The sequence below is a fragment of the Capnocytophaga sp. G2 genome (assembly GCF_035282625.1).
Lineage (GTDB): Bacteria > Bacteroidota > Bacteroidia > Flavobacteriales > Flavobacteriaceae > Capnocytophaga.
Genome location: NZ_JAYKBU010000011.1, coordinates 1 through 23265, shown reverse-complemented (window position 1 = coordinate 23265; position 23265 = coordinate 1). Strand labels below are relative to the sequence as shown.

The window sequence follows — 23265 nt, the reverse complement described above, 5'->3', positions numbered from 1 at the left end:
TAATTAGATTTATTTTATATAATTTGAATTCCGCAAAGGTACAACTTTTTTTAAAATTATTACTTAGAATGAATAAAAATAATTATAGTTGTAATGTTTATATGAAAAAAATAATTATCTTTGAGTTTGGAAAGTAATTATAACAAGAATGGAGCAAAAAATACGTTGTACTTGGTGTGAAGGTAATTCTCTCTATATAGATTATCATGATACTGAATGGGGAAAATTCACTTATGAAGAAAATACACTCTTTGAGTTTCTCATTTTAGAGGGATTCCAAGCAGGATTAAGTTGGTTGACTATATTGAAAAAAAGAGATGACTTTCGCAAAGCTTTTGATGACTTTGATCCTATGAAAGTTGCTTCTTATGATGAAAGGAAAGTAGAAGAACTTCTTTCCAATGAAAGAATTATACGCAATAAACTTAAAGTCCAAGCTGCAATTAATAATGCGAAAAGATTCATAGAAATACAGGAAGAATATACTTCTTTTGGTGATTATCTTAAAAGATTTGTCCCTAATCCTATTGATAATTACCCTGATACACTTGAAGATGTTCCCTCACAATCTCCCTTGTCAGACCTATTGAGCAAAGATTTGAAAAAAAGAGGATTCAAATTTGTTGGAACTACAATTATCTATTCTTTTTTACAAGCAACGGGTCGTATAAATGACCATTTAAAAAATTGTTTTACAAGAGAATAAAATAATATATAGTCTACTTTGTTAAAAAACATATAGAATAATACACATATTATTCTATATGTTTTTATTATAAACAATTAACTTTTTTATATGAACAAATATTGTTGATAACTCTTAATTAACAACAATTCTATTTTTGTTGAAAATTATTTTATTCTTGTTAATTTCTCTTCTTTAATATATTTAAATATAGTTGTAAATATTTGATATATAAGCATTTATGATATATATCTTATTCTAATTTATTTCTTAAAAACAGAAATATTTTCTAATGCCCATTCTGTACAAATTAGTTGATATAGATATTTGCTTGTAATTTTGTAACAGAATTTGACATAGCTGTGAATGATAGATGTCCCTTACATAGAAACCCAAAAAGTACCTATTATTTATCCTAAGGGAATAGAACTTTATATAAAACGAGAAGATAGAACTCATGTTTATATTTCAGGAAATAAATATAGAAAATTGAAATATAATATTATAGAGGCTATTCAAAGAGGTTATAAGCGGTTGATAACTTTTGGAGGAGCTTATTCCAATCATATTGCTGCTACAGCTTATGCTGGAAAACTTGCAGGGATAAGAACTATAGGAGTTATTCGTGGTGATGAATTAGCCACAAAAGTAGCAGAGAACCCTACACTTTGTTTTGCTCATGATTGTGGTATGCAATTTTATTTTGTTAGTCGTGAGCATTTTCGTCAAAAACAAACGGATGCTTTTAAGGAAGAACTTGCTCAACTTTTTGGAGATTATTACTATGTTCCTGAAGGAGGTACTAATGCTTTGGCTATCAAGGGTACAGAGGAGATACTTACTCCAGAGGATGAGATATATGACTATATTGCTACAGCTGTGGGAACTGGAGGTACTATTGCAGGACTGATTAATAGTGCTTTTGTACATCAAAAAGTATTGGGTTTTCCTGCTCTTAAAGGAGAGTTTCTAGAAGAAGAACTCAAAAAATGGGTACATAACTTTGATAATTGGACACTTATACATGATTATAATTTAGGAGGATATGCCAAAATAAATGAAGACCTTATTTCTTTTCTTAATGATTTCTTCAGGCAGACTCATATTCCACTTGATCCTATTTACACAGGAAAGATGGTTTATGGACTTACAGATTTGATAAAAAAGGGCTATTTTCCTCCCAATAGTAAAATAATGGCTATTCACACTGGTGGATTGCAAGGAATATATGGAATGAATCAAAAACTTAGTAAAACAAAAAAACAGATAATTAATTATGAACAAGAAATTAATTAGTCTTTTGTGTTTGTTATTGATAGTAAGTTCATGTAACACTACACAGAGAAGCCTTTCATCTCGAAAACCTATTACTCGTATTCCTGAAAAGGTATTGACAGAAAGCAAACGTACTCAAACCTATATTAATAAGGATATCCCTGAAACTCCTGAAGAACTCCGAGCTACTTCAGCAGTGAAAGTAACTCCTGCTCTTATTCGTGAATATATTAATACCTACAAAGATATTGCTATGGTGGAAATGCAACGCTATGGTATTCCAGCAAGTATCACTTTAGCTCAAGCAATATTAGAGAGTGGTTCTGGACAAGGACGATTGGCGCGCCATGCACGTAACCATTTTGGAATCAAATGTCATTATGGTTGGGAAGGAGATACAATTACCCATGATGATGATGCTAAAGGAGAGTGCTTCCGTAAATATGAGCATGCAGAGGCTTCCTTTGAGGATCATTCTCAGTTTCTTCTAAATCGTACTCGTTATGCTTCTCTTTTTGAACTAAAAGCAGGAGATTATAAAGGATGGGCTTATGGACTTAAAAAAGCAGGATATGCCACTGACCCTGGGTATTCTCAAAAACTTCTTACTCTTATTAGTAAGTATGAGCTTCATCAATATGATACTCAGGTATTAGGATTTGCCTACAAAGAAGAAAAATCTATTTCTCCTATTCCTAATACTCCTCCTATTCCTGTTGGCAATAAAAAAGAAAATATTACCAAAGGAAATGATGCCCTTGTAGGGAAAATGAGTAGCATTTCAGCTACTGGGACAGCAAGTATTAATACTGCTAAAAAGAATACTCCTATTAGAAAAGATAGTACGCAAATAGCTCAAAAGATAAGTAATACTCAAATAGCTGATAAAAAAGTGAATGCTATTGTTAAAAAGGATAGTATGACTGTTGATAGTACTCGTGTGGTAAAACCTCAATCAACAAATAATATTACAGAAGAACCTGCTATGGATATAATAAAAATGTATATTGTAAAAAAGGGAGATACTTTGTATGGTATTGCTCGTAGAGCAGGGGTAACCGTAGAACAATTGATGAATCTTAATAACATGAATAATTCTAATCTGAATTTGGGACAGATACTTGTTATTCGAGAGTAATTCTAATTTTTGATGAAAACAATGTGGAAAACTCTTTCTTTGAGAGAAAAAATTCTTTTTTTGATAAATGGAATCATAGGTGTCATTTTACTTTTCGCTTATGTACTTCCCTTCATTCCTCCACGATACTTTGAATATGCGACCTTAAGTGTTTTTACTCCCTTGTTAATGATACTTAATATAGGCTTTATTATTTTATGGTTAATATTACGTAAATGGAACTTCTTATTTTCAGCAGTACTCTTTTTCTTAGGCTTACCCTTTATGCATCGTTTTGTGCAATTCTCCCAAAACACATTACCTCTTAAGGGACAACCGAGTATCATGAGTTTTAATGTCCGTTTACTGAACCATTACAAATGGAGTAAGGATCTCACTTTGCGAGAAAAAATAATTTCTTTTCTTAGAGAAGAGCATCCAAATATCGTTGCTTTACAGGAATTTTATAAAAAGGAAAATGAAAGTTTCCCTTTCTATAAATATAAACGATTTATTTATAAGAATGAAAATGATAAAATAGGACAGGCTATACTCAGTGATTATCCAATTATAGGAAGTGGATCTCTTAACTTTCCTCATACAGGGAATAATGGAGTATATGCTGATATTGTCCTTGGAAAAGATACTCTTCGCCTGTATAGTTTGCATTTTGAATCTTTTCATATTGATGATACTCAAATTACTCAAGAAAACTCAAAAAAAATACTCCTGAGCCTTCCTAAGCGTTTTGCTATTCAACAATCTCAAGTAGAACTTTTTGATGCGCATGCCGATACTTCTCCATATTCCATTATTGTTTGTGGGGATTTTAATAATACTGCCTTTTCTTATTTGTACCAAAAAATTCAGAATAGAGGACTCATAGATAGTTTCCAAGAAGAAGGTTCAGGGTTTGGAAAGACTTATTATTTTCCTTATTTTCCTTTTCGCATTGACTATATTTTTGCTGATCCATATTTTAAGATTACTTCTCATAAAGTATATACAGGAATCAATTATTCAGACCATTATCCCCTAAAGGCAACCTTTATAAAGAGAAAGTAACTAATGATCAGTAACATATAACTTGTAATAAATAATTAATTATTAATCATTAGGAAATTAATCATTGATTTCGTACTTTTGTCCCTTATAAAACTCTTTATATGGACTGGAATCCCAATCAGGTATTACTTGACCTGCATTTTATACAAATACGCTACTATAGCCTTATGTTTGTTATTGCCTTTTCTTTAGGCTTTTACATCACCAAAAAAATCTTTTTAGCAGAAAACAAACCTTTAGAGAAACTCGATACCTTGGTCATCTATGTAGCCATAGCAACGCTTTTGGGTGCACGCTTAGGACATGTTTTCTTCTATGATTGGGCATATTTTAAGCATCATTTATTGGAAATTATTCTACCTTTTCGTTTTTCTCCTAAATTTGAGCTTACAGGATTTGCAGGTTTAGCAAGTCATGGAGCAGCAGTGGGTATTATTATAGCAATGATTCTATACATACATAGGTATCCTGAATTCAAACTTTCTTGGATACTTGACCGTATTGTGATTCCCATTACTATAGGAGGGATGTTTGTTCGCTTTGGTAACTTTATGAACTCTGAGATTGTAGGGAAAGTGGTGGATAAATCATTCCCTTTTGCAGTAAAGTTTTTGCAATCAGGTGATTTTAGCCCCTATCAGGCTATGGAACTTACGGGGCAAAACACCCCACAAAAAGCCTTTGAAGTGATTGCCCACAACCCACAATTTGTAGAAATCTATAACCAAATTCCTTACCGACATCCAGTACAACTCTACGAGGCTATTTGTTACTTTTTTCTTTTCTGGCTGCTCTATTACCTCTATTGGAAAACCAACAGGAAAAACCAGCCTTATTTTATCTTTGGTGTGTTCCTTATCGCCCTTTGGACTATTCGTTTCCTTGTAGAGTATGTCAAGGACAGTCAAGGCGGTATTGAGAATACCTTAGGTATCTTCTCCACAGGACAGTGGCTGAGTATCCCCTTTATCCTCGCTGGGGTATTTCTGCTGTTCTTTAAGAGAAATAAAGATATACATTAAAAAGGAACTACAACAAATAGATTTTTTTATGTTGAACATAGAACACTTTATATCCAAATACGTTACCAAACGTCCTGAGAGTATGTTTCTTAAGGATTTACATGCTCACCAAAAAGAGCTTACCGCAGCCATAGAAGGGAAGCGTGTATTAGTCATAGGAGGTGCAGGCTCTATAGGGAGTTCTTATATTAAAGTACTATTACCTTTTAAACCTAAAACCTTGGTAGTGGTGGATATTAATGAAAATGGACTAACTGAACTCACCCGTGAGCTACGTAGTACTTCCGCTTTCTCAGTACCCGATGACTATGTAACCTACCCCATGAGCTATGCTGATGATACTTTTGTAAAGATGTTCAAAGCTCGTGGCGGATTTGATATAGTAGCTAATTTTTCTGCTCACAAGCATGTACGCTCAGAAAAAGATAAATATTCTGTAGAAGCCTTACTGAAAAACAATGTAATCAATGCCAAAGGCTTCTTAGACTTGTTATGTGATTATCCCCCTGAACATTTCTTCTGTGTCTCCACAGACAAAGCTGCTAACCCCGTAAATATCATGGGAGGAAGCAAGAAGATTATGGAAGATATGATCATGGCCTACGCAAAAATTTTCCCTGTAACTACTGCTCGTTTTGCCAATGTGGCTTTCTCCAACGGTTCCCTACCTGCCGGATTTTTAGAGCGTATTGCCAAGAACCAACCCTTATCCGCCCCCTCAGATGTAACACGCTATTTTGTATCCCCTGAAGAAAGTGGACAAATATGCCTAATGGCTTGTATATTAGGAACTACAGGGCAAATATACTTTCCAAAACTAAAAAAAGAACAAGCACTTACTTTCTCCACTATAGCTACAGAATTACTTAAAGGCTTAGGATATGAACCCTTAGAATGTCACAGTGAGACAGAGGCTATTGCCAAAGCAGAAAGTAGGAAAGAAAATGACAAATGGTATCCTGTTTATTTCTCAAAGAGTGATACCACTGGAGAAAAGCCCTACGAAGAGTTTTATACCGAAGGAGAACAAGTTCTTTTAGACAAATATGAATCTTTGGGTGTGATCAACCTTCAAAGTTTCAAAGAACTGACTGAAATAGAAAATTTTATCAAAGAGCTAACAAAACTATTTGACAACCCTGACACCCAAAAGAATGATATAACCCAACTGATGAGAAGGTTCTTAGTGAATTTTGATCATCAAGAGACTGGGAAATATTTAGATAGTAAAATGTAGTAAGGTAAATAGTATATTTTTTGGATAGAACAATACATGGAAACGAATGTTTTAATACATAAAGATAAAAATCTAATAGAAGGACTGAAGAAACTAAGTGAGTTACAGGACATCAGTAGGCTTATCCTCTTTGTAATAGATGATAATAATAGAGTAATTGGTTCTGTAACCGATGGAGATATTAGGCGTTCTATTGTAAATGAACAAAATCTACAAAAGAAGTTAGGCGATATTTGTAACCGATCATTTAAACATCTTTTACAGAGTAGTGCTTATCAGAGTTTTGAAAGTTTTAGAAAAGCGGACATCAGGATCCTACCTGTTCTTGATCAAAAAGGACAGATGGTGGAGCTTATAGACTTAGAAAAAACAAAAGCAAAACTCCCCTTAGAAGCTGTTATTATGGCAGGAGGGCGAGGAAAGCGCCTAAGCCCTTTGACTGATACAGTTCCAAAGCCTATGCTTCCTTTGGGTGGTAAGCCTATCATTGAATATAATATTGATAGACTGATCAGTTTTGGAATCCGAAAGCTCTACATCTCTATAAAATACCTCGGAAAACAAATCATAGATTATTTTGGAGATGGAAAGCAAAAGGGTATTCACATTGAATATATACAAGAAGAAGAACCTTTGGGTACAGCCGGTGCATTAGCCTTAATTGACTCTATAGCGACAGAACATGTCTTATTGATGAATAGTGATTTATTCACTAACATCAATCTTGAGTCTCTCTACCTAAAGTTAATCAATGAGCAAGCAGATATGTCAGTGGCCTCTACTGAATACAAAGTAGATGTACCTTATGCCATTTTTGAAACCAATCAAGGAAGAGTGGTTAACTTTAAGGAAAAACCTAGCTTTATATATTATTCTAATGCAGGAGTTTATATACTGAAAAAGTCCTTAGTTCAGAAAATTCCTAAAGGAAAATATTGTGATATTACAGATGTTATGGAACAATTAATCTGTGAAGGAGGAAAACTTGTCTATGATCCAATTATAGGATATTGGATTGATATTGGAAAACCTGTTGATTACCAGCATGCACAGGAATTTATAAGACATCTAGAATACTAATCTGTGACTTACTCCAGCTTATCATGGATAATCCTATCCATATAATCCTGCATAAAGGCTCGCATGTCTGCGATGCCCTTTTTCATTTCTTCGTTATGAGTGATTTGGCCTTTGAGGTTATGGATAAGGTCTAAATCTTCCTTAGCATACACCCCTACCACTTTTCCTTGCAAATCAAGTACATAGATGTAATTACCTTGTATAAGCTGATAAAACTGAGTATGTGTAACAAAGGCACGAGGTATCTCATCTGCCTTATCACTCAGAAGACTACGTCCCCAAGAGCGAAAAGGTTTTTGATAGCCCATAAGATCTACCAAAGTAGGAAAAATATCTATCTGTTGGCCTAATGTATCTGAACTCCCTTGAGGAATAAGTGCTTTATTCGGGCTAAACAAGATAATAGGTAAGCGATGGTGCGCTATTTTCTGTTTGTAATAATCATAATAATCATCGGTAGTATGGTCAGAAATAATAGCAAAGATAGTATTAGCATACCAATCCTCTTTCTTAATAGTATCGAAGAATTTTAAAAGAGATAGGTCTGTATATTCTGTAACATTGTGCATAGGAATATCCCCTGTATTGAATTGGTTTTTATACTTATCAGGAACTGTATAAGGTCCATGAGAGGATAGGGTAAAGACTGTAGCCAAAAAAGGACGCTTCATTTGATTAATATTCTTGGCAAAATATTGTAAGAAAGGTTCGTCATCTATACCCCAACTACCATTGTAATAACGGTCATCATTAAATTCGGTACGTCCTAAATAGGTCTGATAACCAATTTGGTGAGTATAACCATCAAAGTTCATAGAACCATTAGTTGCCCCATGAGCAAAAAGGGTTTGATAACCCAGGGAACGTGCTATTTCAGGTAATGAAGACACCTTACGCTGGGCATAGCCCGAACGTACCCATGCCGTTTGAAAAGTAGGCATTCCTGCCGTTACTGCTGAAATTCCCTCAATAGAGTGAATACTATTGGAGAATATATTGGTAAAATAGTATCCTTGCCTAGCCAATGAATCTAAAAAAGGCGTATGGCTACGATAATTAGGAATATGAGTATGTTGGTTCATCACCCCAAAGTACTCCGCTCCCATACCTTCAAGAATAATAACCACTATATTGGGTTGATCTTTAACCTGTCGTCCATATCGTTTGATAGGCTTAATATTTTCCGCTATATAAGCATCTGTAGTAAATTTGAATTCCTTAAAGCCCTTGTTCTTACCCATGGTACGAAAGATGGTAAAAGGTGTATTTAGTAGTATATTTACCTGAGAAATATCGCGTGCATACTTACTGGCATCCATTACAGTGAGAGGAATTACTCCCGCTTTGAATGAAAACCCTCGTATCCCAAAGATAAGTGTAGGAGCCAACAGAACCAAGACTATTGCTGAGATTATAAAGTAAGGCCTTCTATGTGTTACCTCTTCTTCTCTGACTTGTACTTTCCTATAAAGGAATATCCATAACACAATTAACACTAAGAAAACAGCAAAAATAGCCCAATATTGTACCAAAAATCCAACCATGAGTGTCAGTGGATTGTGTTCGTTTTCTACCAAAGCCCAATCATTGGTCGTAAGGCGTGTTTTGTTATACGAAAAATATACAATATCTATAAAATTAAGTAGATATACAGGTATATTACAAGCAAAATATACCCAAAAAAGTACTTTTTGAAAACTTTTCTTAGTGTTGATAAGTAGCGGTAGCACACTTAGGAAAATAAACAGCAGATTCACATAGATAATAGCTGTAGTATCAAACAACAAACCATAAAAAGCAAGACGAAAGAAATCACCTATACCCTCCACACGGAGATGTGCTTGATTAAAACAGTAAAAAGAAAGGCGTGATAAAAAATAAAATATATAAGCTAAAGTCAAACGATAAGCAAGAGCTTTGTATTCTGTAATGCGTTTCATTGTTCAAATACGGTTATATAAATCTAAATAATTCTGTGCCATTATACGGTAGTCAAACGCTGTAGCTCTATTTTTTAATCTATTGAAATAGAGTATTGGCTGTTGGTTATAAGCTGTCAATCCCTCCTTAATAGTATAAGCCATAGATTCAGGTTGAAAGTTATCAAAATAAAAAGCCTCTTCTGCTCCGATCTCAGGTAGGCTTGTACATTTACTCAAAAAAACTGGTCTGCCAAAGGCTATAGCCTCAATGGGAGGAATACCAAACCCCTCAGCTAACGAAGGCTGGCAAAGAGCTTGACAATGTTGCAAAAGAGCATTTTTTTCTTCCTCGCTGATATGGCTGAATATGTGCACTCGTTGCTCCAAACCCAATTTTGAAATATGTTCCATCAGTTCCGTAGCATAAGGTTCTTTTTTTTCAGAACATACTAAAACCAAATCTTCTTCTAAATAGGGTAAAGTCTCTATAAGGCTCTTTTGGTTCTTCTTAGAAAACAAAACACCTATATTTAGCAGATATTTTCTCTCTTTTAAGAATGAAAACTTCCCATTCAGTGGATAGTCACTATCTTCTGGGAGAGTAATACCATTGTGTATCACTACTATTTCTTTCACTTTATCCAATTGTAGAAGAGAAGTACTTTTTACACATTTTCCTTTACAAAATTTGAGATACACACAAGATAATCAGTGTTTTTCAAATTAGAATTAACCAGTGCAAGCATTTTTTTAAACTTGTGTTTGCTGATATCTTCATACAAAAAATTTAGATCATGTAAGGTAAGTATCTTTTGGGTATGAGTATAGTCTTTTCTAAAATAAAGAGATCTTTGATTGCTACTATGAATAATATCAAACCTTTCACTAAAAGACTCATAGAAGCGATGATAATGCTTATAAGGTATTACTTTAAGATCTGTACCTATCTCTCTGATTGATTTTAAAGTGCCAAAATATGAGAAATCTATACAAGATGGTGTATCTAAAAGTCCTTTTGTAAGATTCCTAAATACATTTGCCAAACCTGTGTTAGGATAATGTAGGCGTTCTAAGTCTATGAGTATTTTCTTGCTTGTGGCATTCATAATATCTTTTTAAACAAACGATCCCATTGCTTCACAATAGCTACTATATCATAAAGTTGTGCTTTTTTCAGTACCTTTTGTTGCATTTGTCTACGCAGTGCCGTATCTCTCATTAACAGAGAGAGTGTTTCAGCATAAGCATCTAAATCAAATGGAGTAACCAACATTCCATTTTCACCATTGGGTGAAAGTATTTCTCGTATCCCTGCTGAACTTCCAAAAGCCACAGGTATAACTCCTGCCTGTTGTGCCTCAATAAGGACTAAGGGAAATCCTTCTATTTGGGAAGACAGACAACTGATAGAGGCCTCATTATAATAAGGAAAAGTACTTTCTTGTCTTCCTAAGAAAGTGATACGTTCTAAGTTATAATCACTGGCAAGTTGTTTAAGCTTAGGTAATTCCTTTCCTTCTCCTACCAATAGAAATTCCCAATCAGGATAGTTTTTATATATTTTTCGCCATACTTCTACCAAGCGCTCTATACGTTTATCTATATAAGTCATACGTCCCACATAGAGTATTTGTTTCTTCTTATCCAACGAATATGTGCTTGGTGGAGGTTGAATACCAATAGGAATGGCTATAATTTTATTATCTTTTTTTAGCTTTAAGGCCTCTACAAGTTCTTGCTTGTAAGCCTCACATAAGACCATAAAAGCATGATAATGCCTATAGATGACTCTATACTTAGCTATTTTTATCCATTTACTAAGATGAAAAAGAGGTATTTTAAATCCCTTATACCACAAGGTATTTAGAAAATTCTTGGAGGCCTTAGCCTTTAGCTCATTCCATTTGTTTTCTGCCTGCCAAAACGTGATACCATAATGTGCAAATACACACTTACACTGAGTTTTCTTAAAGATACCTTCTCGCAAAGCACTAAAACTCTTACCTACAAAGACTAAGGCATCTATATGAAGTTCATTTACTTTGTCCGCTAAGGATACTTTAGGATGTGAAAACAATCGTGTTTTACCTATATCTACAAAAGTAATATACTGCTTATCTTCTTCACTAATCTTCTGATGATTAATTCGTGAAGAGAATACAAACACCTTATACCCCAAGTCAGTGAGGTAAGGCGCTATATTTGAGGTTACTTTCTCTCCTCCTCCATATGGATAACTCCCATGTACAAAACCAATATTAGGCATAGAACTCCCTTTCTATAGTTTACTTTTTCTTTATTTTTTCAACTTCTTCTATCACAGTATCAATAACAAATTGGACCTCCTCATCGGTAAGTTGAGGATAAATAGGCAAAGATACTTCAGATTTGAAATTATCATAAGCTTGCGGATAGTCTTTTATATCATACCCCAAATTCTTAAAGAGCGTAAGCATAGGCATTGGAATAAAATGTACCGTTACTACCACCTCTTTTTTAGCAATTTCACTAATAAGAGTATCGCGTTGTTCTTCTGTAAAGTCCTTAATACGCAGTGCATAGATATGATAGGAGGTCTCTTTTCCATTTTTTATAGACGGAGGAAGAATTGCCCAATCATACTTACGAAATGCCCTATCATATAACTGAAAGACATGCTTACGTCGTTCCAGCATTTTTTCATATTGTCGTATCTGAGCAAGTCCAATAGCAGCATTTACATCTGCCATATTTATCTTCATTCCCAGTCCTGTAATATCATATCTCCATACCCCTGCTTGGCTTTTAGTAAAGGCATCTTTTGTTTGACAATTCAGACTCATTTGTCGTAATTCCTTGTAGAGTACTTCATTATCAAAAGGAGTTGGTAAGTTCAAACAAATAGCTCCTCCTTCGGCTGTAGTAATATTTTTTACAGCATGTAATGAAAAAATAGCCACATCTGTCTCGCTTCCTGTACGTATTCCTTGTCTGTATTTACCTCCTAAGGAATGTGCTGCATCATTTAGTACAAGTATGCGACCTAATTGCTTTTGTACAGTACTTGTGGGGGTGAAAAGAGCTTGTATATCTGGAGATTTTACCAAATCCATTAGAGCATCATAATCACAAGGAAACCCTGCTATATCTACAGGGATAATAGCTTTTGTTTTAGAAGTGATCGCCTTTCTAACAGCAGCTACATTGATATCAAAATCATCATTTACATCTACCATTACAGGCGTAGCACCTGCATGAAGTACTGCCAATGCTGTAGCGCTGTAGGTATATGCTGGCACAATCACCTCATCTCCCGTCTTCACTCCTAACCATCTAAGCATTAAAATAGCTCCTGATGTCCATGAATTTACACAGAGTACTTGTGATGCTCCTGAGAATTTTCTAATCTCTCCTTCCAATGCTTTTACTTTAGCTCCAGTAGTAAGCCAGCCTGAACGTAAAGTATCTACTACTTCATTTATTACCCCCTCATCAATATAAGGAGGTGAAAATGGTATTTTCATAAAGACAAAATTATTATTAGGTGCAAAGGTACAAAAAAATAAAAATTAAATTTCAAAACACATAAAAAAATATTATCTTTGCCCTTAAAAAATGAATGCAACCTTTAACAGAAAAAGTAAGTGGCCTTATCATTACTTATAATGAGGAAAAGAATATCAAGGAAGTGTTACAATGCCTTGATTTCTGTAATGAAATTATTGTAGTAGATTCCTTTAGTACCGACCATACTGTGGCTATAGCAGAATCTTTCCCTAAAGTGAAGGTGATCCAAAATAAGTTCGAGGATTTTGCCCAGCAGCGCAATTTAGCACTTGAAAACGTCTCCAATGATTGGGTTCTTTTCTTAGATGGAGACGAACGTATTACTCCTGAACTAAAAGAGGAAATTATCCTTACGCTCAATAGCCCTGAGAAAAAAGATGCTTACTATTTCTACCGATTGTTTTTCTTTGCTGGAAAGCCTATTCACTTTTCAGGCACCCAAGGAGATCGAAATTTTCGTTTGTTCCGCAAGTCAAAATGTCACTATGTGCCTGAAAGAAAAGTGCATGAAACACTCTCTGTAGAGGGGACCATTGGGACGCTCAAGCACAAGCTATTACATTATTCGGTATCCGATTATAAGTCCTACCGAGAGAAAGCTATCCTCTATGGTAAGTTAAGAGGAGAGGAGATGTTCCTTAAGGGGAAGCGTTACAATCCGCTAAAGATGTATGTCAAAATGGCTTTTCATTTTTTCAAAACCTATATACTCAAGTTAGGTATTTTAGATGGTAAGGAGGGATTTTTACTCAGTAAAGTAAGTGCTCTCTCTGTTTATGAAAATTTCAGATCACTCAAACAACAACAAAACAAAAACAATTAGATGATAACTTTTCTACAAAAATATTTTATACTTATTCTAAATATCTTTGTTATAAGTACTATAGGAATATTCTATTTTCTTCCTTTAGACTTTAATATTTATTATACAGATTTCCCTCTGAAGTTATTCTTTAGAATCATTATCGGAATTGTTATAATAGTCTCTTGTATAGATATATTCTTCCGATGGAAAACATTAGTCCAAAACATTAGTCCTTTTAGAACCTTTATCACTATTCTTGCTTCCTTTCTAATCTGTTTGTATCCTTACAAATACAAGATGATATTAGGATTAGGAATTGTCTTACTTTTGCTGTGTCTATTCTATGGAATTTATAAAAGAACTTTTTACAGACCTCATCCTATAATGATTGCTTTCTTTCTCTTGAGTTTTGTGAAATTCTTAAGCATTTTATGGTCTGACAATTTTTCAAAATCCTTCCATCATATAGATTATTATTGTCTCTTTATTATGTTACCTATAGTAAGTTGTTTTTACAAGGTACAGAAAAAAGAACTTTACCCCTTTATCTATATTTCATTTATAGTCTTTATCAACTTAATGACGCTCAATATAGCCTCCTATATTTTCTTAGTAAAACAATATCAAAAACCTCTTTTTTCTTTTCTCTCTCTATCGAAGGGATATTTAGGGGATATTTCCTATATTGAGACTATGAAGTGGAGTGTTACTCTACATCAGAGTATGATTGGTTGGGGATTCTTATTAGTTTTTGTTATGGGTTATTGGTTATGGAGAGAGAACAAACAAAAATGGATTACCACTTGGCATATCATTTTCTATTTTACACTCCTGATAATGGTATCTTTGATTATACAAGCACGTGTAGTTATTTTAGGAATCGGGATTATTATGCTTGTGTTTTTATGGGTTGAACTGATGAAAAGGATAAAATTAAAAAAGAAGATTATTTACACAAGTTTTGCTGCTCTAATTATTTTATTTCTCCTTCCTTTTCTCATTATAAAAAAGAATAATTATTTTAATGATGAGATCAGAAATAGAATGAATATTGCTGCTTGGAATAGTTTTAAAGAGTCTCCTGTTTTTGGAAAAGGGGCAGGATCAGAAGAAAATGTTATTATAAAGGCAGGATATGATTTTCATACCTTACACAATGATTATTTAAGTACTTTAGTAGAACAAGGGTTAGTAGGTTTTTTCTTTATTTTCCTATTCCACATTTTTGTTGTTTATTTTGGCATAAAGAACAAATTCCTTTTAGGTATCTATGTACTAATTACTTTTTTTCTATTCAATACAACTGAAGGAATTATGGGTTTTCCTATTTGTATCCCCTTATTTCTATTTTGTTTATTACCTCCTGAAGATACTTCTTGCTCATCTTCTGAAAAAGAACTATCTTTGCCCTCTGATATACCAACTTAAGATACGCCATGAAAAAAGCCTATATTTTTCCTGGGCAGGGTTCCCAGTTTGTGGGAATGGGGAAGGACTTGTATGAGAGCCATCCTCTTGCCAAATCTCTCTTTGAAGAAGCTAACCATATCTTAGGCTTCGCCATTACCGAAGTCATGTTTGCTGGTGACGAAGAAGCACTCAAGCAAACGTGTGTTACCCAGCCTGCTATCTTCCTACACTCTGTCATTCAGCGCCAAGTATTGGGCGATGCCTTTACTCCCGATATGGTAGCAGGACACTCTTTGGGCGAGTTCTCCGCCTTGGTATCCAGTGGGGTACTTACCTTTGAGCAGGGCTTGCACTTGGTGGCCAAGCGTGCCGAGGCTATGCAAAAAGCCTGTGAACTCCAGCGTGGTACTATGGCCGCCATCTTAGGTCTGGACGATGCCGTGGTAGAGCAAGCCTGCAAAGATACCGAGGGGATAGTAACCCCAGCCAACTATAACTGTCCTGGACAGTTAGTTATCTCTGGCGCTTATGAGGCGGTAGAGAAGGCCTGCGAAACACTTAAAGCAGTAGGGGCAAAACGTGCCCTAATCCTGCCCGTTGGAGGCGCTTTCCACTCTTCTCTGATGAAGCCTGCCGAGGAGGAACTTGCTGCTGCTATCGGGGAAATCACTTTCCAAAAACCGCTATGTCCTATTTATCAAAATGTGACCACCACTGCTGTAACAGATCCTGATGCGATCAAGCAAAACCTCATCGCTCAGCTTACCGCTCCTGTCAAATGGACACAGAGTGTCCAGCAAATGATTGCCGATGGTGCTACCGAGTTCTATGAACTTGCTCCAGGGAAGGTGCTCCAAGGATTGGTCAAGAAAATTAATAAGGATGTGGCTGTTTTCTCTGCTTAAAAGAGAATTATGTATACATTCAGAATAATTATCTTTGCTAAGTTTTGTCAAGAATATAGAAATTAGAGAGGCTTTCACACAAAATGGAAGTCTTTTTTGAATAAGAAATATTTATGGAACCCAACCGAGAAAAATTAGTACTCCCCAATGGAGGTAAGAAACTCCTTTTGCATTCTTGTTGTGCTCCTTGTTCTGGTGGTATTATAAAATTCATTCAGGATTCTAATATAGATTTTGCTATCTTTTACTATAATCCGAATATACATCCCAAGAAGGAATACGAGATACGCAAGGAGGAGAATATTCGCTTTGCTGAAAAATGTCATGTACCTATCATTGATGCCGAGTATGATACCGATAATTGGTATGCACGTGCTAAAGGTTTAGAGTTTGAACCTGAACGGGGTATTCGCTGTACGATGTGTTTTGATATGCGTTTGGAGCGCACGGCTCTCTATGCATACGAACATGGCTTTGATGTGATTGCCACTTCACTTGGCATCTCACGATGGAAAAACCTTGACCAGGTGAATGATTCCGGGAGGCGTGCTGCTGAGAAGTATGAAGGAATTACTTATTGGGATTATAATTGGCGCAAGAAGGGAGGAAGTGCTTGTAATTTGGAAATTTGTAAGTACGAACGTTTTTATAAACAGGAATATTGTGGTTGTGCTTATTCGTTGCGTGATGCTAATCAGCATCGTTTAGCAAAAGGACAAGAACGTATTCAAATTGGTGTGAAATTTTATGGAGAAGAAACTAATAATAAATAACAAGAGAATATGCAACTGATCACTTATTACCAAAACGAGTTTCTTGCCTTTATGAAAGAACATTTTGTTGAGCGAGAGCCTAAAAATTTATATGATCCTATTCATTATATTCTTAATGTAGGAGGCAAGCGTTTGCGCCCCACTCTTACGATGCTCAGTGCTGACATCTTCGGAGAGGATTACCACAAGGCACTTTATGCTGCTCTTGCAGTGGAGATTTTCCATAACTTCTCCTTGGTACATGACGATATTATGGATGAGGCTTCCTTAAGGCGAGGTCAGCCCACAGTGCATACTAAATGGAACCTCAATACAGGTATTCTTTCTGGAGATACTATGCTTATCCTTGCTTACCAGTATTTTGAGCAGTATGAGCCAAATATTTTTCAAGAGTTAGCTAAAATTTTTAGTAAGACTGCTATTGAGGTGTGTGAGGGGCAGCAGTATGATGTGGATTTTGAAAAAGAGGTGCAAGTATCCACTGATCAATACCTCAAAATGATTGCATACAAAACAGCTGTGTTGATAGGAGCAGCGCTCAAGATGGGAGCTATTATTGCTCAAACCACTGAGGAGAATAAGCAGCAAATATATGACTTTGGTCTTGCCTTGGGTATTGCTTATCAATTGCAGGACGATTACTTAGATACCTTTGGGGATGTTTCCTTTGGTAAAAAAATTGGAGGAGATATTCTCCAGAACAAGAAAACACTCCTATACCTCAAGGCTTTAGAGAAAGGTACGCCAGTGCAAAAACAGGAGTTATATACACTCTATACCACCCAGCCTAAAGATGAAGCTGAAAAAATCACTCGTGTAACTGAACTTTTTGTTATCACTCAAAGCCATACTTATCTTAGAGAACAAGTGGAGATCTACACCCTAAAAGCATTCACTATCTTAGATGCACTTGATGTCCCCAATGAGAAAAAAGAAATTCTAAAGGAGTTTGGGAAAAACCTTATGAATAGAACGATATAAAGGTTAATGGTTAATGGTTAATTGTCAATGATTAATGATATGGAACTTGTTATGGAGTTTTCGTTATTCATCATTATTTAGATTTAGATATGTCTTGGAATTTATCATTAATAATTTGTCATTGGTCGTTATGGCTGTTTTGTTGCTCTGTAGTAGCACAACAAACAGATTCCTATGAGAATTTTAAGAACCTTAAAGGGAAAGTGCTCTCTGTAGAAGAAAACTACTATACCTCCTTGGAGCATTACCGTAATCGTACCTATGAAAAGGAATATAAGACCTTGGAGGTTGTGAAGCGTAGCCTGACCTTTGACGATCAGGGTCGCAAGTGGATCTATCAGGAATATGATACACCCAAGCATTGCCTGATGAAAAAAGTATTCCTATACGACAGCCTTTCCCGTCCCATAGGTTATGACAAGCTTTATGACACAGCCGAACCCTCTTATAAGGAGCGAGACAACTATTGGTCGGCTGTTTATATCTATCCCAAAGATGTTCCTGACCCCAAGGCGAATATCATCTCCTCGCTTATCTATCATGGAGATTTGTTAGACGAACATCGTACTTATACTTATGATAACACGGGGATGCTCACCGAGGTGAATATCACACATGTACAGCATGATAAGGATAAGGTTTCTTCCTATGGTACCTGCCTGACTTATACCTATAACCCACAGCGGCAACTAACCAAAGTCCGTTGGGAGGCGACCTCCTCTGGTGATGTGCTATACAATGATATTTACAGATATGATGCCCAAGGAAAAATAATAAGAAAGGAATACTGGTGGGACAATACGCTTTTTATCAAATATACCTATGAGTACAACGAAAAAGGCGACCTTACTATTGAACTCAAAGAAGAAGGCGATTTTTTAGAACATCCCAAAGTCAAGCGTAAGGAGTTCTTTTATTACTCTTATATATATGATGCACATGATAACTGGATAAAAAAAATAAGTACTATTGATAGTGATATTTTCTTAATAACTGAAAGAATTATCAAGTATAAAGACTAATAACTAATATAATATGAAAAGACATCTTTTATTATTACTATTATTTTGCTCTTTATTAGGATGGTCTCAAAAGAAAAACCATTTGCAAGAAATGAAACTCAATGGAAAGGTAAAATATCTCAAAATATACGAATATAATGATGGAATTTTGGAATTAGTGAAGGAGTATTTCTTTAATCGTCAAGGAAATATTGAAAGAAATAATGTCTATGAAAAAGATAAACTGATCAGTGAGTTTATCTATTATTTTGATAAGCAAGGAAGAGTTTCTTCCTCAGATATATATTATTATGGAGATCACCCTAAAGAAGGAAGATTGGTTTACATATATGATAAAAGAGGGAATAGTATTCAGGAGGAATATTATGAAGATGATAAGCTTCAGCAATATACACAAAACAAATATGATAATGACAACCACATCATTCTTTCTACTCTTTATGTAAATGAAAAAGAATTACATCATTTTGAATTTACTTATAATGATAATAACCAATTAGTTGAAGTTAAGAGATTTGATAGTAAAAATGTATTAGAATCTATTCTCAAGAATTGCTATGACTCAGCAGGGAACCTTTATGAGAGTGATACTTACAGCGCTAAGGGTAAAGAATATTCTCAAAAAATGGAATATAATGAATATAATAATATCACTAAGGACAGATTCGTTGGAGAAAATTATACTTCAGAGAACAATTACCAATATGAATATGATTCTTATCATAACTATATAAATAAGAAAATCTCTAAAATGCAGGAGAAAAGAAATAATCTTGAAAACGTCTATCTCAAAGAACATCGTGAGATTAAGTATTATGAATAGAAAAATGATAAAATAAATAAGAGATGATCTTTTTCAGACAGCCTCTTATTTATTCTAAAGTATGCTTGTTAGCACTTTTTTACTTAACTTCTTCAAAAATAACAATTAATGAAAATCAATAATTTATAATTTCATGGTACAAATTTGATTACTAAATATAGGTGATTTTAATTAGAAATATTCTTGGGTGTTATTATCTTTGTATTCTTTATATACCTAAAATTTTTCTAGATTTCTCAAATAACAGTTTCTTCTTTTGCGGGGATAATTTATATTTTTCTTACATAAACACATTAAAATCAGCAAGTGGATTAAAAGTCTACGTAACATCATTGTCAGAATAGTGAACTACATTTCTGAAGTATTTATCAAAAACATTATGAAAACCTTGTACCTTGAAAATATGGGAATATAACATTAGCACATCTATAGACATTACTACTGGGAGATACATCAGACCAGGAAGTTCTTGTTCAATAAGTGGCTTATACCAAGAATTGATAATATAAGATTACTAGTGGTGCGTTGATTTTTTTAAAACTATTGTAAGTAATTGATATTTAATTTTTTATAAAGGTTTTTTCTTTTAGCGATTTGAATTTATATTTTATACTGAAATTGATATAATTTATTGACATATAGCCATTTATATTATAGTGATTTTTGAAATGAGTTAAATTTGCATTTTATATAAAATGTTTTAGTATCTACTTCTTAATCTAAAAATGAATTCATATGTATTAATATTAAAAAGATAATGATAAATCCACGGACTTCGTTCATCTTCCCAAACCCACACCTCTAAATGATTCTCAAATTCTCTAATAAAATTATTCTTATTTGAAATTATCTTATTTATTTGTAAAAAACCTCCTCCTTTTTTACCATTAGGTAATATAGGCGTTGTTAGTACCTTCTCTATTTCTGCTGTAGGAGTGTATATTACAATGTTATTTGGAGCAGGGAAAGATGCTTCTGCCGTTTGATATTGAATAAAAATCTTATCTTTTTCTATAAGAACATCTCCAAATTCTTTTTTTAGAAAACATATCTCATATTTCTTATTCTTATAATTCCATTCAATAGCATCAATTGCCATTCTATTGCCAAATCGTAATGCTTGATCTTTTTCATTAGGATTTTCATAGTTGAAAAAATAATCTTTATTATTTTCTCTTTTTTTGTATAATACATTAGTAATCATATTATTCTAAGATTTTTAGATAAGGTTCTCTCTATTGTATTATTCGCTTTTTCTGCTCTAATGTTCAACTAACCAGACACCATTTTTCTTAAGATAAACAATAGGTTCTTCCTCAAATTTAAACCCTTTTATGGGAGTTCTTTCTTCCCATACATCTGTAACTTCACTTTCTTTTATTTCGTATATAGGGTCATAACCTTGCTTTGGAAAATCATTAAAGAAAATCATAGCTTCCTCTAAAGGACATAATATAAAAATATCATTTTTTATTACATTCTCTACAAAAAACTTTAATCCTTTATAAAGAGCATAATAGTAAATACTATAAGCACTTGTTATTTTTGTATTTTTGATAACTAATCCATAATAATAGTCATATTTCTTAAAATGATATTTATTTATCAAAGAAGTATCTTCTGTTATAAATAACCAATCTTTCTCTTTCTGAAGTTCTAGTAAATTATCATTCAAATAACCAAAATCTCCTTTTCTTCCTATAGTTGCCATAATTATTTTATTTTGTAAAATCTTTCAATATTGTTTTCTTCTTTAAACACTCCTATTAGTTCCTCAGTTCCATCAGGTTTAATCCTCCAAATTTCTGCTCCTATTTTTGGGGAAACACGCTTATCTAAAACATATTCAGGAACACCTAATCTACCATTATTCCCAGAAGTAAAAGGATAATTCCACAGATAAGGTAGACTCGTAGTGCATCTCCTCTTTCTAATGTTCAACTAACCAGACACCATTTTTCTTAAGATAAACAATAGGTTCTTCCTCAAATTTAAACCCTTTTATGGGAGTTCTTTCTTCCCATACATCGGTAACTTCAGTTACAAACTTATCATAGGGAACATCAACACTATTGTCGTTATAAATATGAAAACCTATTTTACGTTTTGTTTCTAAATCTGGAAATAGAATAACTGTGTTATCTGCAATATTAGATAAATCATATTTCCCATCTTTATAATTACAGTATGTTCTCACTCTATAGGCTGAACTTATTTTATTTTTAGATACATCTATAAACATTTTATCTTTGAGTTCTACTTCATCATAGTTTTTAAAACCTAATAAGTTTTTTCTTTTCTCTACTTGAATACGGTATATTCCTTTTTTAACTTCCCAAAATCGACCATCAGTGTCCAAGTACTTTGCATAGAAATCATTTTTAATTTTTAGCATATTTATTTAGATATAAATTTTCCCAAATCTTCATTATAAACTCCTCTTAATCTTTGAGTCCCATCATTAAAAACTTCCCAAATTTCATCTCCATCTGTAAATTTAATTCTTTCAGGAAGATTCCATTCAGGAACACCTAATCTACCATTATTCCCAGAAGTAAATCCTGTAGAGGTAAAAGGATAATTCCACTCGTCAAATGTTCCTCCTTTTGGAATAATAATTTTATCTGGTACTTCTGTTGATTTAAAACGTATGACCCCACAGCTACCCTCTTCTAAATAAAACTCATATTTACCATTAGATAGTTTATAGTCCAAGCGCAAACCATAATAATAGTCTTCAAAAGTTTTAAGATGCTTTGTATCAGAAGCTATAGCCACAGAACCTCCAACTTCACCTGCATACTTGCCTTCTATATATCTATTCATTGTTTCTTTAGTTACAACTTTCTGCATTAAAGTATTTTTATCAGGTTTAGGAATAGCTTTTCTTATTCTGGTAAGTTTCTTAATTTCATTAGGAGTCAAGGCATTGGCGTGTTTTTGCATCATATAATGAAAATCATCCATTGTGAGTCCTTCTTTCTTCAGTAAATTAGGAAGTATATCCGTAAATCCTTTTTCTTTAGCTATCGCTTCCTTAGTATATTTACCTATAGAAGAAGCTTCTGTGAGGGTTTTTCCTACATTTCCAATCCCTTTTCCCCATACTTTCTTAAAATTCTTGCTTAGAATGCGTTGTGATTCATTGATTGCTTTATTAGTTATTGCTAAGTCCAACAAATCCCCATACATCTTAAAGTATTGGAAACCTAAAAAGAAAGCTGAGGTGGTACCATAATAGGCTACATATTGGCTGTGTCCTCCTTGTATATCTATAGCAGAAGCCTGTCCCGCTTTTTCTCTTCGAGAAATCTCACCTAACCAGTTATTATCTGCTAAGAATGACCGTTTTTCTAAGTCTTTAATACTATAGTAATATCTATCATAAGCTCCTAAGAGTTGGAAAGCAGCCATGAAGTTCATGCGCTCTTGTAACTTGTGGGTCAGTACAAACTCTTTATCCTCCCTGCTACTCCTATTGGCTCTCTATTCCTCTTCATAGATAAAAAGGTTATCATCTGTATCTGTAACAAACATCTTATCGTCATAAAATTTTATATTTTCTATATATCCATTACTATCTGTTATCTCATGTAT

Annotated in this window: 23 protein-coding genes; 14 read left to right on the top strand and 9 right to left on the bottom strand. The window is 34.0% G+C overall.

What is annotated here, in order from left to right:
- The first annotated feature begins 148 nt into the window (after nt 1-148).
- The 7 genes from VJJ03_RS07445 (at nt 149) to VJJ03_RS07415 (ending at nt 7481) form a co-directional block, all read left to right on the top strand.
- Nucleotides 149-706, top strand: coding sequence for a DNA-3-methyladenine glycosylase I (locus VJJ03_RS07445; protein ID WP_323974749.1), 558 nt, complete (start codon nt 149-151; stop codon nt 704-706).
- A gap of 345 nt (nt 707-1051) precedes the next feature.
- A complete protein-coding gene (locus tag VJJ03_RS07440; RefSeq protein ID WP_323974747.1) occupies nt 1052-1981 on the top strand; it encodes a 1-aminocyclopropane-1-carboxylate deaminase/D-cysteine desulfhydrase in 930 nt (309 codons plus the stop codon).
- The gene (locus tag VJJ03_RS07435; RefSeq protein WP_009745410.1) at nt 1962-3098 is read left to right on the top strand and encodes a glucosaminidase domain-containing protein; all 1137 of its coding nucleotides are present in this window, start codon (nt 1962-1964) and stop codon (nt 3096-3098) included. Before VJJ03_RS07440 ends, VJJ03_RS07435 begins: the two co-directional genes overlap by 20 nt.
- A 60-nt stretch (nt 3099-3158) precedes the next feature.
- A complete protein-coding gene (locus tag VJJ03_RS07430; protein WP_323974745.1) occupies nt 3159-4142 on the top strand; it encodes an endonuclease/exonuclease/phosphatase family protein in 984 nt (327 codons plus the stop codon).
- A gap of 101 nt (nt 4143-4243) precedes the next feature.
- A complete protein-coding gene (gene lgt / locus VJJ03_RS07425; protein ID WP_323974743.1) occupies nt 4244-5164 on the top strand; it encodes a prolipoprotein diacylglyceryl transferase in 921 nt (306 codons plus the stop codon).
- Between the two features lie 28 nt (nt 5165-5192).
- A complete protein-coding gene (locus VJJ03_RS07420) occupies nt 5193-6401 on the top strand; it encodes a UDP-N-acetylglucosamine 4,6-dehydratase (protein WP_323974741.1) in 1209 nt (402 codons plus the stop codon).
- 36 nt (nt 6402-6437) lie between these two features.
- Nucleotides 6438-7481: a nucleotidyltransferase family protein gene (locus VJJ03_RS07415; RefSeq protein ID WP_009745414.1), complete on the top strand. Its 1044-nt coding sequence runs from the start codon at nt 6438-6440 to the stop codon at nt 7479-7481.
- 8 nt (nt 7482-7489) lie between these two features.
- On the opposite strand, the gene VJJ03_RS07410 is transcribed toward VJJ03_RS07415, so the two are convergent.
- The 5 genes from VJJ03_RS07410 to VJJ03_RS07390 are packed head-to-tail and all read right to left on the bottom strand — an operon-like array spanning nt 7490 to nt 12906.
- A complete protein-coding gene (locus VJJ03_RS07410) occupies nt 7490-9421 on the bottom strand; it encodes an LTA synthase family protein (RefSeq protein WP_323974740.1) in 1932 nt (643 codons plus the stop codon).
- Between the two features lie 3 nt (nt 9422-9424).
- Nucleotides 9425-10039: a glycosyltransferase gene (locus VJJ03_RS07405; RefSeq protein WP_323974739.1), complete on the bottom strand. Its 615-nt coding sequence runs from the start codon at nt 10037-10039 to the stop codon at nt 9425-9427.
- 29 nt (nt 10040-10068) lie between these two features.
- Entirely contained in the window at nt 10069-10509 is a 441-nt protein-coding gene (locus VJJ03_RS07400; protein WP_323974737.1) for a hypothetical protein, read from the bottom strand.
- The gene (locus tag VJJ03_RS07395) at nt 10506-11669 is read right to left on the bottom strand and encodes a glycosyltransferase (protein WP_009745417.1); all 1164 of its coding nucleotides are present in this window, start codon (nt 11667-11669) and stop codon (nt 10506-10508) included. Before VJJ03_RS07395 ends, VJJ03_RS07400 begins: the two co-directional genes overlap by 4 nt.
- Nucleotides 11670-11688: 19 nt before the next feature.
- A complete protein-coding gene (locus tag VJJ03_RS07390; protein ID WP_009745418.1) occupies nt 11689-12906 on the bottom strand; it encodes a DegT/DnrJ/EryC1/StrS family aminotransferase in 1218 nt (405 codons plus the stop codon).
- Between the two features lie 95 nt (nt 12907-13001).
- Here VJJ03_RS07390 and VJJ03_RS07385 point away from each other — a divergent pair, with 95 nt between their 5' ends.
- The 7 genes from VJJ03_RS07385 to VJJ03_RS07355 all read left to right on the top strand — a co-directional run bounded on the left by VJJ03_RS07385 (nt 13002) and on the right by VJJ03_RS07355 (nt 19668).
- Nucleotides 13002-13772 (top strand): glycosyltransferase family 2 protein, encoded by a 771-nt coding sequence (locus VJJ03_RS07385; RefSeq protein WP_009745419.1) that lies wholly within the window; start codon nt 13002-13004, stop codon nt 13770-13772.
- 471 nt (nt 13773-14243) lie between these two features.
- Nucleotides 14244-15182, top strand: a complete 939-nt coding sequence (locus VJJ03_RS07380) for an O-antigen ligase family protein (RefSeq protein ID WP_323974735.1) — start codon at nt 14244-14246, stop codon at nt 15180-15182.
- 8 nt (nt 15183-15190) lie between these two features.
- Nucleotides 15191-16069: an ACP S-malonyltransferase gene (gene fabD, locus VJJ03_RS07375; protein ID WP_009745421.1), complete on the top strand. Its 879-nt coding sequence runs from the start codon at nt 15191-15193 to the stop codon at nt 16067-16069.
- A 113-nt stretch (nt 16070-16182) separates the two neighbouring features.
- Nucleotides 16183-16842 carry an epoxyqueuosine reductase QueH gene (locus tag VJJ03_RS07370; RefSeq protein WP_323974733.1) on the top strand — a complete coding sequence of 220 codons (660 nt, stop codon included), beginning with the start codon at nt 16183-16185 and terminating at the stop codon, nt 16840-16842.
- 9 nt (nt 16843-16851) lie between these two features.
- The gene (locus tag VJJ03_RS07365; protein WP_323974731.1) at nt 16852-17823 is read left to right on the top strand and encodes a polyprenyl synthetase family protein; all 972 of its coding nucleotides are present in this window, start codon (nt 16852-16854) and stop codon (nt 17821-17823) included.
- A gap of 89 nt (nt 17824-17912) precedes the next feature.
- Entirely contained in the window at nt 17913-18845 is a 933-nt protein-coding gene (locus VJJ03_RS07360; RefSeq protein WP_323974729.1) for a hypothetical protein, read from the top strand.
- Between the two features lie 13 nt (nt 18846-18858).
- Nucleotides 18859-19668 carry a hypothetical protein gene (locus tag VJJ03_RS07355; protein ID WP_009745425.1) on the top strand — a complete coding sequence of 270 codons (810 nt, stop codon included), beginning with the start codon at nt 18859-18861 and terminating at the stop codon, nt 19666-19668.
- Between the two features lie 700 nt (nt 19669-20368).
- Here VJJ03_RS07355 and VJJ03_RS07350 read toward each other — a convergent pair.
- The 4 genes from VJJ03_RS07350 to VJJ03_RS07335 all read right to left on the bottom strand — a co-directional run bounded on the left by VJJ03_RS07350 (nt 20369) and on the right by VJJ03_RS07335 (nt 23091).
- A complete protein-coding gene (locus VJJ03_RS07350) occupies nt 20369-20872 on the bottom strand; it encodes a hypothetical protein (protein ID WP_009745426.1) in 504 nt (167 codons plus the stop codon).
- 57 nt (nt 20873-20929) lie between these two features.
- Complete coding sequence (locus tag VJJ03_RS07345; RefSeq protein WP_009745427.1) at nt 20930-21379, bottom strand: hypothetical protein; 450 nt, start codon at nt 21377-21379, stop codon at nt 20930-20932.
- 219 nt (nt 21380-21598) lie between these two features.
- Nucleotides 21599-22063, bottom strand: coding sequence for a hypothetical protein (locus VJJ03_RS07340; protein ID WP_009745429.1), 465 nt, complete (start codon nt 22061-22063; stop codon nt 21599-21601).
- Nucleotides 22064-22065: 2 nt separating this feature from the next.
- Complete coding sequence (locus VJJ03_RS07335; protein WP_009745430.1) at nt 22066-23091, bottom strand: hypothetical protein; 1026 nt, start codon at nt 23089-23091, stop codon at nt 22066-22068.
- Nucleotides 23092-23265: the final 174 nt, after the last annotated feature.